A 17166-nucleotide genomic window follows, 5' to 3' on the forward strand; every position below is an offset into this window, starting at 1 on the left:
TTTTAGCTTCTTAGAACAAACTTATAGACTAGAATACTTCAAAAATGGACTTTTTTCAAGTCAAAAGTTATGAGAATGGATTCCACTCTTCAGTGGAATGACAGAGAATATGAAATTCAAGGAGAGACCTTTTTATAGATTTAAGGTCTCACCTTGATTTCAATTACCCTGTCAATTTTGCCAAAGCAAGCTCCAAAGGTAATTCCGGAATATACGCTTTTGCTGTCATATCATAATATCCGAGAAGGGCGAGTAAGGTGTCAGAATTGATTTTTGATGGTTTTCTTCCAGCCCGTCCGTCAGGATTAGGGTCGGCGAGAGATTTGAGGAATTTGAAATCGGTGTCGGTCATTTCATCTTGTAGCTTCCATTCCGAGCCTTTCAGGTTTCGCAAGAGCAAAATAGAACGCATTTTGTGAAGGACAAGTTTGAAATACAAAAGCATATCTATATTTGATTCTCTGGCCTTTGAAATCGCCGAAAGACCAAGCTCAAGATCGCCAGCATCTATGGCACGGATAAAATCATTGACCACCTCCGCTTTTGGCGCACCTGTCACAAGCTCCACCTCTTCAGCAGAAATCTTTTTGTCTTTTGAAGCACTTATCACCTTTTGCAAAATACTTTGTGCGTCACGGAAAGAGCCGTCGCCAAGAAGAGCGATAAGGTCGGCAGATGAGGATTCTAGCGTATAGCCCTCCTTTTTTGCCATTACTACCACCAAATCTTTGAGAATCTTTTGCGTCGGTTTTTTAAATGAAAATGTCTGGCATCGGGAAATGATAGTCTCCGGAATTTTTTGATATTCTGTCGTGGCGAAAATAAAAATAACATGCTTTGGTGGCTCCTCGATAGTCTTCAAAAGTGCATTCCAAGCGGACTTTGAAAGCATATGTGCCTCGTCTAAAATATAAACTTTATATTTTGATTCAAAAGGAAGTGTGTTTACAGATTCATTGAGCGCACGGATATCATCTACGCCAGTATTTGAAGCAGCATCTATTTCTGTAATATCATTTGTGCTCGTGCCGATTTCTCTAGCAAAAATCCTTGCAACGCTTGTCTTGCCCGTCCCCCTTGAACCGGAAAAAATGTAGGCGTGGGCAATATGCCCAAGCTTGATAGAAGATTCCAAAACCTTCACAATATGATCCTGCCCTAGGACCTCGCTAAATTTCTGCGGACGATATTTTCTGTATAAAGCTGTTTCGTGCATAGGGAGATTATAACAGATTATTTTAATAATAAAAAAGGGAGAGAAGATCACATGGACCTACCCTCCCTTACATGGTGACAACAAACCTGCTGTCTTAGGAGAAAGATTTACCGTGCCCTCTCCTCATGGACACTTTATTACGGCAGCAATGTCACACGAACGGCTAAGTTCATATGATTCCTCCCTTCACTCAGTCTCGCCGGTTTGATCACGCCGTGAGCGAGGCGCGCGCATAGTCGGGGTTATGGTCGATACCAGACACCGGACCAGCACGAGGGGCCATATGTGTTTTCATTTTACTGTCCTTTCTTGACCTTTTGGGTCGGACCGAATCCATTTCCGTGGCATCCACGGCTATGAATTATGCCATATCAGAATAGTCCTTTCATTAGACTAAGTCAATTAATTTATGTTTATAAAATAAAAATCCACCCCAGCACTTGCCAGGGCGGATCGCATAGATCGCGCCGTCATTTCTATTCGGCCTAACGATCACTGCTATCGCCGAGCCTGTATTCAAACGGCCCAGCTATCGGACTGTAATGAATCTTCATACGAGAGCCTCCTTCTGTGTGATTCACCATCATCCATCCAACACCAAAAGAACAGAGCGAATTCAATTGTATAATTAAAATACCGCTTAATCAAAAACAAAAAGTGGATAATTAAAAAGGAGGCGTCCAGTGTTGTGCAAGTATCAGTTGCAGCATACACATAAACGCCCCTCAAGGACGAGCACATCTTATTTCGCCAACCCTCATCCGGCTGCATCAGCGAAACCAGGTGATTTTATTGTTCTTCCCAATCATCATTCACCATAATGATTGGGTATAGAGACGAGGTCTCTAACAAGCAGGCTCATCTCGGGCCGCAGACTTGTTCAAACGAGGAGACGCAACACAACCATAAAGAACCTCCTAAGACACGTTACTCCATCTCAGACCACCAATGCCAAGCACTAGTTATCAAATCTGAGAAGGTGAAGATCTCACGTTTCGCTCCAGATATATTTCACCCTGGAACTCTCGAGAGACCAGTACATCCGCTGATTCACAAACTTGCGCAAACGATTTACGTAAGGTAGCGAATCTGTCCGTAAACAACCCGCGCAAACCGCGAATCAGTTACTTACGAGTACCTCCGTTCCAACCATTTCCTTAGAGTTACCGCTCCAAAGAATGATTTACCCGTCCCAAGTGTGAATTAAACATCGGCTATTCGCCTGACGAGTTTCATACCGAGACGAGATAGTAAAGATTCTATTCCTATCGAAGGGATGCGTCAATAGGCAATATATTTGAAAAGTTTATAAAAATTCTTGAAAATAAGAAAACCGCCCAACTACTACCACTTGTAGTCGGACGGTCAAGACTGCGTAAACAATTATTTTTTTCAAGAAAGACCAAACTCTAAAGCTGTGGTGAACTTCAGAGCACGCCCACACCTCGGAAGTTTGAAGCCGAGGTGTGTTTTTGATTAAAGGCGCATTTTTTTCTTTTTTTCGCATCCACTAACCCAAAACGTTTTCTGAATTAACATACTTACGATTTGGGTACCAAGTCTTTATTCTCCTTTCCTAATTCCTGTGATTCAGTAGGCCGCGGCCGATGTTCGGCTACAGCATGCTGGAGGCGCCGATGGCGATTTTTGATAATTTTTGACTATGACGACTCGCCAACCGCGGAGGACTTGTCGTATGCATGTTTTTGCCTTTCTCTTTTTTGACCGTTTTCAGGATGGTCTTCCTTTTCTGTAGGGCGCCACATAGACGTCGCAGAAATTTATTTAAAGAACTAAATTGGTGGATTGCTAAGCACTAGTTTCAAGCGCAGGGTTTTTCCTATTCCTATGTTAGGTGTAGGTGAATGCCACAAGACACTCTTCCCTATACCGGCCTGAAGATTTCACCAAGCAACCCGAGGGTGAGTATAGCATACCTAGCTTAAAAGTCAAGTGTTTTAGCCACTTTCTTTTTATATATGCAGAAATACGGCTCTATTTAGCCATATTATTAAATACCTTAATTATTTCAGCTACTTCTTTTGAACTATTCGTTGCCATAAGTTTGACCCTCAACTCTTTTGCCCCATCAAAACCGGAAACATAGGCTTTGAAATGCTTTTTCATTACATCAAATCGCTTGTGGTGAAGCATGGTTTTTTCAAAAAGTTTGGTGTGTTCTAAAAGCGCCTTTAATTTTTGTTCAACAGATATACCAGAATCATCCCGTACAATTTTAGGGGAATATCTGTTTGTCTTTAAATCAATATCACAGTGTCTTATTGTTTTCTTATTTTCAACTTTATCCTGTCGTGCAAATTTAACGGGACGCTCAATTCGACTACCACGATAAGAATCGCGGGTCGAATTGGCGAATAACCACGGATTGCCGAAAATTCCCCTACCGATCATTATTCCATCAAAGCCAGATTCTCTGGCGAGTTCTCTTCCCTGCTTCAGGGAAATTACATCACCATTGCCTATCAATACCAGCTCCGGCTTTTGCTTCCGCACAAAATCCACAATCTCTTTTGCCAATTCCCAATGTGCAGGCACATCTGAAAGTTCTTTTCTTGTGCGGAGGTGTATTGTGAGAGCTGAAATATCTTCTTTCAGAATTTCAGTGAGCCACTCTTTGTATTCTATTTTATTAAAGCCGATTCTTGTCTTCACAGAAACTGGGATTTTGCCCGCACCTTTTATTGCTGAACGTATCACTTCCCTTGCAATCGCCGGACTTTTCATCATTGCCGAGCCGGCACCCTGCTTTTCTACTTTTCTGTCTGGGCATCCCATATTTATATCAATGCCGTCAAAGCCGAGTTTGGAAATAAGCTTGCATGCGATTTCAATATTCTCAGGTTTGCTTCCAAAAATCTGTGCCACTATCGGTTTTTCGCCTTTCGAGAATTTCAAATCATTCAAAAGTCGCTTCCTACCTTTTTCTGAAGCAAGTCCGTCTGCCGAAACAAATTCAGTCCAAAAGACATCCGGCCCACCTGTGCCCGACACTCCGTGTTTAGGACGCCCAATACCGTGCTTGCTGTATTTTGCGATTATTTTCCTAAAGGGCGCATCTGTAACATCTGCCATCGGCGCCAAGCAGAAAAATGGTTTCTTTTTCGAAGCGATTTTTTGCCAAAAATTTTTCATTACTTCCGAGAATAACATTTTCGGTGTCATTTGACAATTTTCGATAAAGTGATAAAAATATTGAGGATATGCTGAAACATAAAGTTTTGGCTATAAAAAAGGAGATAGAAATGTTCTTCAAAAAACTGTCAGTGGTCGTTCTGTGGGGTATGCTCTTGGCGTTCCTTTTGCTTTGCGTCTTTGCCAACAACAATAAACAGGATTTGGCATGGATGCTCGCTGGTCTCATCGGCGTGTCTGGAGTTATTTTGCTCCTGTGCTACATGACATTCCTCTCTGGAAAGAAGACTCCATTTGAAGCAGCGGAGCTGATATGCGACAGGCCGTATGAAGTATTGGCGGTCTGGGAAAGCGGGCCAGGTACCTACTCTGCTTTATTCAGGACGCTAGTCTTGATAGGCGAAGAATACGACCCAAGAAAACACTCGGCGATAATCGTGGAACTATACGATGTAAGACCAAGTCGAGGTTATGTGATTCCGTATCTGACACCGGCTCACACTCTTTCCTTCAGGGCTTTTGATGGAAATGTCTCGCAATCAAAATCGGGATATAAAATCGCGGCTTTGGCGGAAGACAGTGCGCCATTTGTCACAGGGATGACTGTTGTCCCACAACCATAATGAAAGATGTTCTAGTGCGGCGCCGTATCCTCGGCGCCGCCTTTTTTTGACCAAATTTCCAAAAAATGTTATTTTAATACTATGGTAAAGAAAGCCAAGCAAATCGAAATACTTCAAAAAGATAACCCTGTTTTAAGACAAGTCTCTAAACCTATATCTGAAAAAGAAATATCCGGTACCGAAATCAAGAAAATCATTTCCGATATGAAAATAGCCCTAAATTCTCAAGAAGACGGTATTGCGATTTCTGCCGTTCAAATCGGTTATTTATCAAGAATTTTTATAATTTCTAAGAAAATCTATGAAGTTTTAGGAGAAGCACCGGAAGTGGCCGGCAAGAAATCCGACCTTGTATTCATAAATCCAAAAATCAAGAAAGTTTCAAAAGACAAACAGCTTTTGGAAGAAGGTTGCCTTTCTGTAAGATATCTTTATGGCAAGGTTTTGCGTTCAGCAAAAGCCACCATCGAAGCGCTCGATGAAAACGGCAAAAAGTTTTCTCGAGGAGTCTCTGGACTTCTCGCGCAGATAGTTCAACATGAAAATGATCATTTGGACGGAATACTTTTTATAGACAAAGCTACTGATATTCAGGAAATATTGCCTGAGAGCATTAAGACGAAATAAATAAATGTTTAATAAAGTCAAAATCGTATTTTTCGGCAGTTCAGATTTCTCCGTGATTGCACTCGATGAATTAAAAAAACTCGGCATTATGCCAGAACTTATTATCTCTACTCCAGACAGACCGCAAGGCAGAAAACTCGTCCTCACACCGACTCCCGTAAAGATTTGGGCGGAAAACAATAGCGTAGAGTGTATCACTCCAGAAAAATTAAAAAATTCTGATTTCATTTCAAAAATATCCGAATACAATCTATTCGTCGTAGCCTCTTATGGGAAAATAATTCCGAAAGAGATTATTGAAATCCCAAAATATAAGATTTTGAATATTCATCCTTCCCTATTGCCAAAATATCGCGGAGCATCACCCTTGCAAGAACAAATATTAAATAATGAACAAGATATCGGCGTTTCAGTAATGCAAATAGACGAAGAAATGGATCATGGAGCAATAATCGCTCAGAAGAAATTGGATATACTCGGCTGGCCTACCGGTTTTAGATCCACGCAAGAAACTTTGGCGAAGGCTGGCGCAGATTTACTCGCAGAAATATTGCCTGATTGGATAAAAGGCAAAATCAAGGCAAAAGAGCAGAATCATAGCGAAGCGACATTTACAAAAAAAGTTGAGAAGTCCGACGGTCTTATAGATATCAAAAACGGTGATCAATTTAAAAATTATCTCAAAATCTTGGCCTATGAAGAGTGGCCACGTGCATTTTTTGAAATCGAAAAAGGCGGTAAAAAAATAAAAGTAATAATCACAAAAGCTATTTGGAAAGACGGCGTGCTAGAAATCCAAAAAGTCATCCCCGAAGGCAAAAAAGAAATGGATTACAAATCTTTCTTGCTTGGACTATAATCAGTATGACGCAGCACTAGTGTTTAAACCCCTATCTACCGTGTCCCAATAGTTTATTACACCGACAGATTTAACAGAGAGATTGTAAATATAGAACATAAATATCACGATAGTTATGGTCAGTAAAATAATAAGATGTTTTTTTCTTTTATTGCCTATCCCCATAAAATCCTTTTAGAATTGCTTTTAATTTTGCACGACCTCTTTTTATAATACTCATTCTCCTATCTTTAAAGGACTTTAATTCATTGGCCATTTCATCATTTACAACGTCTATAGCAGCATAGAGATCATCTCTTTCTGATGTTGCCCTCAAAGATTTGCCTCCAATATGTAAGGTTAGTTCCGCTTTGAAAAAATCTCCAGATTTATGGTGCTTTGTCGTCTTGCCGATATCTACATAGCACATTACTGTCTCCAAATCTTCTGGACTTATAAATTTATCCAAATGAGAAAGTCTTTTATCAACATAATCGGTAATCGCAGGAGTGAGAAAGATATTTGTCGTCTTAATATTATGCTTCATGTTTATTTATCTAAACTTATAATTTTCCCCGGGGAGTGATGACCGCTCACTATCCTTACATCACCATTATACACTTTAAAGTGTTCTCGAACTAGTTCTAAAATACGACCGTTTGCAAGTCCACGCTCGGCCGGCTCTTTGACCGACACATCGAAATGATCTTCAGACTTTTTTACAAATCTTTCCTTTTTTGCCCCCGCTTGAGCTTTTACTTTTATATACATAAATAGATTTTACTATACTTTATACAAAACAAAAATAGACTGAGCATACTTCCCTTTTCTCATTTCTTCTGCTAATATAATGCCCAGTTCTTTCAAGAAAATTCCGATTAAGTATTTCCCGAGTAGCAAGCGGTGAAGTGAGTGTTGGGTTGGGACCCGACACGCAAGACTTTTTTAGATAGTTTGGAGCATAGCGACAAAATATCAAAAAAGTGGACAGCTCCTGTAAGGAGGTTGCCTGTTTTGGCAACTGCACCGATATAGCTACTTTGTAAAATATTTTTTATGGAAAAATATTATTCCGGAGTAGCTCAGCGGTAGAGCAGTTGCCTGTTAAGCAATTGGTCGCAGGTTCGATCCCTGCCTCCGGAGCAAATTAAAAACGCCACCCCTGTGTGGTGTTTTTCAATTTGCGACGGAGAGAAAGCTCTGGGAGAGCTTTCGTGCAGGGATCGAAAGATTTTCTATGTTTGCGAAAATCTCTATTTGAGCAAACCAGAAAATCACGCGCTGTAGGCGAGATACCCCTGCCTCCGTAGCAACTTGATAGTTATTATTTAATATGTTATTATGTAGAAGGAGTGAAATTAATGTTTAATAGATAAAGGAGATTAGTGTATGTTCACGAAGATTACCGTCAACGCCAATGCTGAGCGAGCACTGCTCGACCTACAGCAAAAACTCAAGGATGGAATCAGTATTAACAATCGCGCGGTACCAGACTTGCCCTGTATAGGATGTGACCGTGTGGATGAACGATTCGTGCAGACCGTTGGTGCACATCAATCCCACTGTGCTTGGAATCACATGTTCCATTGCAATCAGTGCGGTTATGATAGCAATCTAGCCAAGTACTTGGGTCTCGACTGTAACTGTAAGTAAACCCAAATATCTGGTCAAAAACATTTGCCACATGATTCTAGGCTGGAATCATGTGGTATTTTTTATATTTAACAGACAGTATTTATAATCTTGAGGGTATCTGTATATACAAATGATATATGTTTGATATAATTTTGGAATGGGAGAAAATCTTATTCTAGAAAAGACGTCGCCCAATAAGCTTGAACTTACTAATGAACAGTTAGAGAAATTTAACCGTATCTATAAATATCTGGGTGTAGACACTTTCGATAGTATGTCTAACCAAAATCATGATTTTGAGAGATTCGAGAAAGAGTGGAATTCACATTCATATGATATTGAAAGGCTCACGGCCCTATTATCCAACAGAAGAAAATGGGTAGAGATAATGTCACTTGGTCCTAAGTTTCAAGAATTCATTGAAGGAGAAATTACTAAGAATCTCGAGGATAAGACGAGAATAGCTAGCTATAATAGATACAAACTAATAACAGACTATTTTTCATTGGGATACGATACTCCAAACAGTTTTATCATTACTTTATTAAATAATGAGACTGTATGGAACAACCCGGATGGTAGTACTATGCATAAACTATTGAACTATATTGAAAGAAAGAGGAGCCCAGAAATCACTGACGCTGTAAAACAATATATAGAGAGAATAATTGAAGATGACTATACCAGACATCAATATCTTACTGGTGATTTAGCAAACGCGTTAAATACGCTCGGTATAATTGCCAACATAGGAACAGCTAGAGATACACTCGCAAATATATTATCTAAAAAACCGTCCCTAACAGCCTATTTTGCTGGCCATGGAGATATCTTTGATGGAATATTAGGGTTATATTACAAGGAAGTCAAACCTAATGAATTTGACCCTACAAAAGAAAACGAAAGACTTAAATCTTTAGAAGAAGAACTCGCACGCCTTAAAAAACATCCGGTAGACAGACCAAAAGATTTAGATGACGATGAAGGCTACGACGACTATTATGGTACATCTTCATTGGGAGGTATATCATTAACAGATGATCCATGGAATGAAGGTTCACACCTTAGGGATGAGAGAATGGAAACACTAGACAAAGAGACAGACGAGATGATTGGGAGGGTTAATAATCTAACTTTAAATGAGGGCCTTGCCCCTACGGCTGTATCAGCAATTCAACTTAATGTCTTTAATTTTCTCAGACAGAGCAGCGGGGCGACTGATGAAGAAGTCATGATACGAATTGAAAAACTCAGGAGATTGTCAGATAAAGAGAAATTGTCTAGTAACATTAAAAATCCATTGCCTACCATGGGTATAGAAATAGAGATACCAATGAATGTACTAGATGGTAAAAAAGTAGCTATATTAAACAAGTTCTTTATATCAAACTACCGAGAAATACTGGATGATTTGTGGGAAGTCAACCCAGATTTCTCATATTGTGCAGAAACACAAGCACGAATAATACAAGAATTAGCAAAGATGGGAGCTCTACCGATTGATCGAGCTACCAAAAAGATAGATGACTACAGTCTCCTCTCTCTTCATGTAAATTTTGGTATACCAAGCGGTATTACGGGAGAAGATCTGGATAAATATCAGATAAAAATGGAATTAATGAACGACGTATTAATATATGCATATTCCTCAATAAATAGAATAAAGGGAAGAAAGACTAATACATCTCTGACGTGGAATCATGCGGCTTCTTCAAGTGAAAAGAATAGTAATGGTATAGATCAGATTAGGGTTCGTAGTCAGGCCGTCAGACTTGAGTTGAGAGCGAATGAATTTAAAGATTACCCGACGTACAGAATGCTATCTGAATCGCAAGAAATCGTCGCAATGTTCTGTTCTTACCTAAAGGTTAAAGAGGGATTACAGTATACTTTTGTCGATGCATATCTGTCAGATTTGTGGGATAAATTCGAGATAGAGGTATCTAACTATCTTAAGTCTGAAGGGTTATCACCAAACTCAGTCGATATGAACAGAGACCTTGTTATAGAGAAAATGCAAAATACTGATATACAAAAATGGTCAAGATTTCTTGTCTTTGATTATGCAAAGAAAGTAAGAGAAGTGATTAAAGATATAGTTCCGGTTATATAAATCTAATTTTCTCTGACTCAACCGTAATCCTCCCCCACTCCACAATTCTGAACTTGCTCACAAGATGGAGCCAGTTAGGACAACCAAATGTATTGATATTTCTATCGACTTGACATCATTTGGTGGTTTGATATACTTTCTATATTAAGACGAAGAGGGATCCAAACGGTTCACTACCTAAGGAGCCCTTTTCTTTTTATACGGAATTGTTTTATTTGATCTTCTCCTTAATATCTTTACTTTCTAAATAATCAAAATATTCAGAACCAAGAGATTTATACAAGGACGAAGCAAATTTCTTGTTCGGAAACAGGATTTTTCCAAATTTATTTTCTTCAATCAAAAAATCGACCAGTGCTTTAAAATCTCCATCTCCTGAGACCAAAATAATCTTATCAAAAGGTTCGCCTTTGTAGATTTTTTTCATTATTTGAAATACAATTTCAGTATCGACATTGCCTTTCTTTTTACCTAGCATGGCCGAATTATGTTCTCTGAATTTTAGGATCATCCCTGATTTTTGGATTTTATCATATAATTCATCATTCTCGTCCTGAACATAACCTAGAAAATAATACACATCTGACACATTGTATTTTCTTTCCAGATATATTTTGAATTTAACCAAATTAATTTCCCAAGGCGAATTACAGCTTTTAGTCCCCATATATAGGTTCTGTCCATCAATAAAAGCAATGTTTTTCATGCGGTAGATTATAACATAATTTGAATTACCAATGCAGGAAAAGTACTTAAAACTCCACTCGACTCAAGCTCATTTTTAATTTTATTCCAGTTTGCAGTTCTAAATGTATCAACTAGTTGGAGCCGTAAAGCAAAACCCTTTGACTCTAAATCAATAATATCCTAGTATGATTTATGAAGGGAGCATAACCCATAAAAAAGCCAACTGATTTTCAGTTGTGTTCTAGGAGAAATAAAGATGAAGATGAAAAGGACTGCATTACTGTCAGTATTCGACAAGACTGGTATTGTCGAGTTCGGACGCGACCTAAATAATCTCGGCTTCGATATTCTTGCCTCAGGCGGAACAGCTCGGGCTTTGACTGAAGCTGGTATCGAAGTCACTGATGTGGCTACAATTGTCGGTGAGCCGATTCTTGGTCACCGAGTTGTTACACTGTCGCGCCAGATCCACGCTGCCCTGCTTGCCCAAGACAATGAAGAAGACAGGGCAGAACTGGCAAGGATCGGTATTCCTAAGATCGATCTCGTATACGTGAACATGTATCCGCTGGAAGCAGAAGTGGCAAAAGATGGACACACGCTCCAGAGCGTTATCGAGAAGACCGACATCGGCGGACCGACCATGTTACGTTCGGCAGCCAAGGGACGCCGTATTGTCATGTGCCACCCCGATCAAATTCCTTCAGTTCTGGCAACGATAAAGGAACAGGACTTCATGAACGGCGGCAAGATGTGCGAGTCGTTCCTTTCCACGCTTGTAAGCATCGCGGAACGGACGGTCAGTGCATACTGTCTCTGCTCGGCGGATTTCCATGCGGAGGTCGCACGGAATCTCGAATTTGTCGAGAAAGATTGATCGGCTTCGTCATAGTTGAATCGCCAAGGATTGTATCCTTGGCGATTTTTTTATACTTTACTTTTTGTCATAAAAGTATAGTATCAGAAATAGAAATTTACTCGTTTGAGTATACTGTTCCTTGACAAGAACAGAGCAGATAGGAAACAAAAATAAACAGAAAGTAGAGGTAGAGAAAATGATAGCAAAATTAGTTAGGAACTTCGGTCTATACGAAGTCTGTTTCTACATTGAAATGATTTCGGAAATGACCCTGGCAGAACTTCAAAAACTCCGCTGGGTAATTGCCGAGACCTTCGAACCATTGCTTACGGGAGATCGTCATTCCTATAGCGAAGGTTCGTTTGTGGAAATTGGTCCGCGTCTCAACGTGGAAACACCTTTTTCAACCAATGCTGTGGCAATTTGCCATGCAATGGGTTTGGACAAGGTGGTTCGGATTGAACAGTCGAAAATATACAAACTGGATGGAGCCACGCGTGAAGAAATTCTCGCACAACATTTGGATCAGATGACGTAAGTTGTCTATCCACCTGGTGGTATCTCCAGTTTCAGTCTTGATTCGATCACAGCAGAAGTGCAGATCATCCCAGTTCTTGAACAGGGAGAAGATGCACTACGAGCAGCGAACAAATTGCTCGGCCTCGGCATGGACAGTTGGGATATCACCTACTATACGGAACTTTTCCGCAAGTATGGGAGAAATCCAACCGACGTGGAGCTATTCCAAATCGGTAATGCCAACAGCGAGCATTGTCGTCACTGGTACTTCAAAGGGAAGATGGTGATCGACGGCGTGGAAATGCCGGAGTGTTTGCTCGATATCGTTCGGGCGCCGCTTCTTGCAGTTTCTGGCTTAAATGTCAGCATGCTCGCATTCAACGATAACGTTGGTGCCTTGTATGGTCATCGGGTGCAGTTTTTTGTACCAGCAAATCCCGGGCAACCCTCGGAATTTAAGTCGGTACAGAGAACACTTCATCCGACAGCGACTGCGGAAACGCATAATCATCCGACACTCATCGCCCCCTATCCAGGAGCGGCGACGAAAATCGGTGGTCGTATCCGTGATACCTGCGCCGGCGGACGTGGATCGCTCATCGGGTTTGGAACAGCGGGATATTGCGTCGGTAATCTGTTCCTTCCTGGCGATTACAAAATCCCTGGTGAGGTCATTGGTGGCGAGGTAAGCAATAAGCATGCAACGCCACTTCGAATTCTCCTTGAAGGAAGTAACGGAGACTTCGACTACGGAAATCAATTCGGTGAGCCGACAATTGGTGGCTTTACCAGAACCTTTTGCCAGATAGTTAGTGGCGAAAGGCGCGAGTTCCGTAAGCCGATCTTTTACGGCGGCGGAGTTGGTCACATTGAGGACAAGCACACGAAAAAGCAGACCCCTGAAAAAGGAATGCTTATCGTGGCTATCGGTGGGCCGGCCTATGATATTGGTTTTGGCGGTGGGGCCGCATCGAGTATGGCACAAGGTCAAAATGACGCCGGGCTTGATTTCAAATCAGTTCAGCGTGGTAACGGCGAGATGGGCAATAAAGCTGTTCGCGTCATTCGAGCGTGCGTGGAGATGGGAGACAAAAATCCTATTGAAGCAATTCACGATCAAGGCGCGGGCGGTCCAAGCAATGTCATAACCGAACTCGTCGAGATTATTGGCGGACGGGCAGACATTCGACAGATTCGTCTTGGCGACAAGACGATGGCCGTCATCTCCATCTGGAGTGCTGAATATCAGGAGCGCTATGGCTTCCTGATCAAGCCGGACTGTCGGAAGCTGTTCGAGGATATTTGCGCTCGTGAACGGGTGAACTGCGAAATACTGGGAGAGATTACTGGCGATGGGTACATCACGGTGATTGACTCAGCAAAAAACACGACACCTGTTCATCTCAATCTGCGAGATATCTTGGGCAAGTTGCCGCAGAAGACGTTCAAGTCCGATCACAAGCCGATGGATCTCAAACCACTAGAATTACCCGACGATTTGTCGTTCAACGACGCGGCAGAAATTGTCCTGAAGCAGGTATCTGTCGGATCGAAGGGTTTCCTGGTACGGAAAGTGGATCGGAGCGTCGGTGGACGCGTGGTGCAACAACAGTGTTGTGGCGCAAGTCAGGTGCCGATCGGAAATGTTCAAGTCTTGGCTGGCGGACCGGATGGAAATAATCCTACATTATTGAATCAGAGATTGCATCAGCTTCTAATGATAACCGTCTGTATTATACTACCTTCATTTGCATTGAGTGTTGCAGGCAAATACTTGAACGATAAGTCTTAGACACCCTTGCCTTTATTTTTTATTTTTCTCCGATCTTAAACTTGTAATCTGGAGTGATTCAAAGTTATTAAACTTAGCTAACGCTGATTTGACTTTGGTATAGACTAGTGTTAGCCTAATGAAAGATTAGTAAAGAGAGTTTACAAACTCTTTAAAAACAACAAAATATACAAAGGAGACGTCTGTGAAGAACGAATACAGCGTGGAGTCATTTATCCGTGACCAGTTGGTAAAATTGGTTTCGGATTTCACCAGTCTGAATGCAATGTTCATCTCATACCGACCGATTGGTGAATACCAAGATGGCTTGGTAAAGACAAATAAAGATGGCCTGCAGATTTTCGTCTCAAAAGGAAAAGAGGCCAACCAAGATCTTGCGGCATTAGGTATATGGACGCTTGCCCATGGCACGATCGAAGAAGATGTCGCTTATCACAATACCTGCCAAAGGATTGCCACAAACGAAGTCGCAGGAGTTGTCGGGAAAATACCAAGTGAAAGAAAGAGCGATGTCTTGGTAATTTATCTCGGCTTGAGTGGCTTCAATGCGGCGGTTGAATTCATAAGGAAGACAAAAGAAACTATCCCTGCCATGAAAGTCGTGGCAGTGACTTGTGACTGTGACCTCGAATCCAAGAGGCCTACGGCTTCCCTTCTGATTGCATCCGGAGAGATTGACTATTTCGTCGTCACCAAAGGTTGCGGCGGCACTGGCGCGATGTCGAAAATTCTGGAAGCAATGATTGAGACATGGCCGAGTAAGGAACCGGTTCCAGCCTGATCAACATGACCAAAAGTTGTTCTAACCCGCTATCATAGGATGGCGGGTTTTGTTTTGTATAAATTTGGTGCCTTTTCTTTTAGGTCTCAACCGCTAATATAAGCCTATGTCATAAGGGTTATTTTTGATATCTCAATAAGATCTATAACTAGTCAACATTTAAATTGATTTAGGAGTATAATATGAATACAGTTTAACAGTTTATTAACTAAAATTTATGAATAAAAAAATATTATACATCTTATCTGTCTTGTTTGTGTTTGCATTAGTAGGTGCAACCGGTGTTTATGCCGATGAAAGATCTGACGATGAAGAATCAGACAATGCTACTAGCTCAATCGGTGAGCAACATAGAAGTAGAGTTGCTGATTTTGCAGAAGAATTAGAAAAAATTGACGATAAAGATGATGCAGTTGAAAATGAAATAAAGACAATTGCTCGTGAAGAAAAAGATACAAGTGAAAGAGTAAAAGAAAAGATGGATAAAGTTGAGAAAAGAAATGGTTTCAAGATTTTTCTAATAGGTTCAGACTATAAGAATCTTGGGGCTTTAAGAAGCGAGCTAGTATCAACAGAAAACCGTCTAAATAGATTAAATAAAGCTCTTGCTAAGACAACTAGCTCATCGACTCAAGCCGAGCTACAAACGCAAATCGACGAGCTTACTACAATTAAAACAGAAGCGGATTCTTTTGTTAAAGACAATGAAAGCAAATTCAGTCTGCTGGGCTGGCTTGTAAGAATGTTTAACAGATAGAAGGCGGTATTTACTCGGAGGTAGAGCCATGAGGTTATAAAACCCTTATAGTTTTGCTTCGTCTATATCATATGAACAAAATTAAAATAATATGCTCCGTTCTATTAGTACTATTCGGCGTATTTATGTTTGTCTATGGTGAAATAGACGACAGCCCTGGAGGGCAAATACTTGGTCTCATAACAGCCATTGTCGGTATTGTGGGTATTGTAAAAAGTAAGAAAAAAGAGCAAGCAACTCAAGGTAAATAGGATTGAGATATCGTGATATAATAAGGTCATGCAAAAAATAGCAACAAAAATATTCGTTATTGCCTCTATCACTTTCGTAATCTTGGGTACTATCATGATACTCACTGGAGGACCAGACAAGGGAGGAATAATACAAGAATTATTTTTTATAAACGTATTTATAATACTGTCTTCGTTTGCGCTTAGCGTCGCTGGTAAATATCTCAAAAGTTAAAATAACCATATGAACGCATACAACTGGTACTCGCAACTTATCAAACCATCGTGGTCACCACCGAGCTGGCTTTTTGGCCCTGTGTGGACTTTTCTTTATGTCTTAATTGCACTTTCATTTGGTAAGGTATTCTTGATGGCCTTTAGAAAAGAGATTACTTTGATTGTTGTCTTGCCCTTCGTTCTAAACCTGATTTTTAACTTTGCGTTTACATCGTTGCAATTTGGACTCAAAGATAATCTTTTGGCTTCAATAGATATCTTGCTTGTTCTCGGCACACTCATCTGGGCAATGGTGGCTATTTATCCACACGCCCGTTGGGTTGCCTATATACAAATACCATATTTACTCTGGGTTTCATTTGCTACAGTTTTACAAATAACCATTACTTATTTGAATAGATAAGTGGCGCGCTATCTTTACTGGCACGAAACTCGGCTTTCGAATTTTCGCTAAAAAATATGGCTTTCGTTCGGTTGTAATAATATTATATTTGAATCGTCATTTATGGTATGAAGACTAAGAAAAAAATCAAAGTGGCTGCAAAAAATGTAGCAAAAAAGGCTAAATTATTAGTCGGCAAAGCAAACGCAAAGACGAGAAAGGCTGTCAGATCGCTCAAGAAAGAATGGAAAAAAGGAAGACCTCATCGTAAGGAATATGAGAAAGAACTAAAGAACGCAGTGAATCTGGTTTCAAAAGATGTAATAAGGATAGGTACTGACGTAATAAATACAATTAGAGACGATATCCGCAAGGTTAAGCGTAAAAATTAGAGCTATAATTTATTAGTTATTATTAGTTAATCTAAAATATATGGAAAAAAACACAATTTTGGTAGTTAGTATTATTTTGCTTGTTCTCGGAGTAATCGGCCTTGTGTCGAGCTTCTCAACTTTTTTGATGTGGGCACTTGTAATACTTGGTATAATCGGTTTGGTTTGGGGATGGTTTAATAAAGGTAAAGAGATTTCTAAATAATAGATTAATACTTTCATAAGCTATTATCTGTAATAACGTAAAGTAGTTAAAAAATATATATAAATGAGCTTTGTAGAAATAATTACAACCATAATACTAATCTCATCAATTAGTATAGGA

General features: G+C 40.3%; 20 protein-coding genes and 1 tRNA gene. 15 read left to right on the plus strand and 6 right to left on the minus strand.

The annotated features are described in order from the left end of the window. Nucleotides 1-163: 163 nt before the first annotated feature. The gene (gene dnaX / locus WC631_01220; GenBank protein MFA6227087.1) at nucleotides 164-1216 is read right to left on the minus strand and encodes a DNA polymerase III subunit gamma/tau; all 1053 of its coding nucleotides are present in this window, start codon (nucleotides 1214-1216) and stop codon (nucleotides 164-166) included. A gap of 1995 nt (nucleotides 1217-3211) precedes the next feature. Further along, nucleotides 3212-4399, minus strand: coding sequence for a tRNA-dihydrouridine synthase family protein (locus WC631_01225; protein ID MFA6227088.1), 1188 nt, complete (start codon nucleotides 4397-4399; stop codon nucleotides 3212-3214). Between the two features lie 38 nt (nucleotides 4400-4437). Here WC631_01225 and WC631_01230 point away from each other — a divergent pair, with 38 nt between their 5' ends. The 3 genes from WC631_01230 to WC631_01240 all read left to right on the plus strand — a co-directional run bounded on the left by WC631_01230 (nucleotide 4438) and on the right by WC631_01240 (nucleotide 6478). After that, on the plus strand, nucleotides 4438-4992 hold the full coding sequence (locus WC631_01230; GenBank protein MFA6227089.1) for a hypothetical protein: 555 nt from the start codon (nucleotides 4438-4440) through the stop codon (nucleotides 4990-4992). Between the two features lie 81 nt (nucleotides 4993-5073). After that, nucleotides 5074-5619 carry a peptide deformylase gene (gene def / locus WC631_01235; GenBank protein ID MFA6227090.1) on the plus strand — a complete coding sequence of 182 codons (546 nt, stop codon included), beginning with the start codon at nucleotides 5074-5076 and terminating at the stop codon, nucleotides 5617-5619. Between the two features lie 4 nt (nucleotides 5620-5623). Further along, on the plus strand, nucleotides 5624-6478 hold the full coding sequence (locus WC631_01240; GenBank protein ID MFA6227091.1) for a methionyl-tRNA formyltransferase: 855 nt from the start codon (nucleotides 5624-5626) through the stop codon (nucleotides 6476-6478). Here WC631_01240 and WC631_01245 read toward each other — a convergent pair whose 3' ends face one another. The 3 genes from WC631_01245 to WC631_01255 are packed head-to-tail and all read right to left on the minus strand — an operon-like array spanning nucleotide 6479 to nucleotide 7228. Next, complete coding sequence (locus WC631_01245; protein ID MFA6227092.1) at nucleotides 6479-6643, minus strand: hypothetical protein; 165 nt, start codon at nucleotides 6641-6643, stop codon at nucleotides 6479-6481. Beyond that, nucleotides 6627-7004 carry a ribosome-associated translation inhibitor RaiA gene (gene raiA, locus WC631_01250; GenBank protein MFA6227093.1) on the minus strand — a complete coding sequence of 126 codons (378 nt, stop codon included), beginning with the start codon at nucleotides 7002-7004 and terminating at the stop codon, nucleotides 6627-6629. The genes WC631_01245 and raiA overlap by 17 nt, the downstream gene beginning before the upstream one ends. Before the next feature lie 2 nt (nucleotides 7005-7006). After that, a complete protein-coding gene (locus tag WC631_01255; protein ID MFA6227094.1) occupies nucleotides 7007-7228 on the minus strand; it encodes a DUF167 domain-containing protein in 222 nt (73 codons plus the stop codon). A gap of 300 nt (nucleotides 7229-7528) precedes the next feature. On the opposite strand from WC631_01255, the gene WC631_01260 reads away from it, so the two are divergent. Then, a tRNA-Asn gene (locus WC631_01260) sits at nucleotides 7529-7600 on the plus strand. Nucleotides 7601-8249: 649 nt separating this feature from the next. Beyond that, a complete protein-coding gene (locus tag WC631_01265) occupies nucleotides 8250-10205 on the plus strand; it encodes a hypothetical protein (protein MFA6227095.1) in 1956 nt (651 codons plus the stop codon). Nucleotides 10206-10416: 211 nt separating this feature from the next. Here WC631_01265 and WC631_01270 read toward each other — a convergent pair whose 3' ends face one another. Beyond that, nucleotides 10417-10911, minus strand: a complete 495-nt coding sequence (locus WC631_01270) for an NYN domain-containing protein (protein ID MFA6227096.1) — start codon at nucleotides 10909-10911, stop codon at nucleotides 10417-10419. Nucleotides 10912-11154: 243 nt separating this feature from the next. On the opposite strand from WC631_01270, the gene WC631_01275 reads away from it, so the two are divergent. The 10 genes from WC631_01275 (at nucleotide 11155) to WC631_01320 (ending at nucleotide 17046) form a co-directional block, all read left to right on the plus strand. After that, nucleotides 11155-11769: a hypothetical protein gene (locus tag WC631_01275; protein ID MFA6227097.1), complete on the plus strand. Its 615-nt coding sequence runs from the start codon at nucleotides 11155-11157 to the stop codon at nucleotides 11767-11769. A 121-nt stretch (nucleotides 11770-11890) separates the two neighbouring features. After that, nucleotides 11891-12289 carry a hypothetical protein gene (locus WC631_01280; GenBank protein ID MFA6227098.1) on the plus strand — a complete coding sequence of 133 codons (399 nt, stop codon included), beginning with the start codon at nucleotides 11891-11893 and terminating at the stop codon, nucleotides 12287-12289. A gap of 57 nt (nucleotides 12290-12346) precedes the next feature. Next, a complete protein-coding gene (locus WC631_01285) occupies nucleotides 12347-14062 on the plus strand; it encodes an AIR synthase-related protein (GenBank protein MFA6227099.1) in 1716 nt (571 codons plus the stop codon). Between the two features lie 184 nt (nucleotides 14063-14246). Next, on the plus strand, nucleotides 14247-14843 hold the full coding sequence (locus WC631_01290) for a hypothetical protein (GenBank protein ID MFA6227100.1): 597 nt from the start codon (nucleotides 14247-14249) through the stop codon (nucleotides 14841-14843). A 217-nt stretch (nucleotides 14844-15060) separates the two neighbouring features. Continuing rightward, nucleotides 15061-15600, plus strand: coding sequence for a hypothetical protein (locus WC631_01295; protein MFA6227101.1), 540 nt, complete (start codon nucleotides 15061-15063; stop codon nucleotides 15598-15600). Between the two features lie 71 nt (nucleotides 15601-15671). Continuing rightward, the gene (locus tag WC631_01300) at nucleotides 15672-15851 is read left to right on the plus strand and encodes a hypothetical protein (protein MFA6227102.1); all 180 of its coding nucleotides are present in this window, start codon (nucleotides 15672-15674) and stop codon (nucleotides 15849-15851) included. Nucleotides 15852-15879: 28 nt separating this feature from the next. Beyond that, on the plus strand, nucleotides 15880-16065 hold the full coding sequence (locus WC631_01305) for a hypothetical protein (protein MFA6227103.1): 186 nt from the start codon (nucleotides 15880-15882) through the stop codon (nucleotides 16063-16065). A 9-nt stretch (nucleotides 16066-16074) separates the two neighbouring features. After that, nucleotides 16075-16470, plus strand: a complete 396-nt coding sequence (locus WC631_01310) for a TspO/MBR family protein (GenBank protein MFA6227104.1) — start codon at nucleotides 16075-16077, stop codon at nucleotides 16468-16470. 107 nt (nucleotides 16471-16577) lie between these two features. Beyond that, a complete protein-coding gene (locus WC631_01315) occupies nucleotides 16578-16841 on the plus strand; it encodes a hypothetical protein (GenBank protein ID MFA6227105.1) in 264 nt (87 codons plus the stop codon). Between the two features lie 40 nt (nucleotides 16842-16881). Further along, nucleotides 16882-17046 (plus strand): hypothetical protein, encoded by a 165-nt coding sequence (locus tag WC631_01320; protein ID MFA6227106.1) that lies wholly within the window; start codon nucleotides 16882-16884, stop codon nucleotides 17044-17046. Nucleotides 17047-17166 lie beyond the last annotated feature (120 nt).

Source organism: Candidatus Paceibacterota bacterium, from assembly GCA_041663045.1.
Taxonomy (GTDB): Bacteria; Patescibacteriota; Minisyncoccia; order Phycocordibacterales; family GWA1-40-21; genus Bog-1340.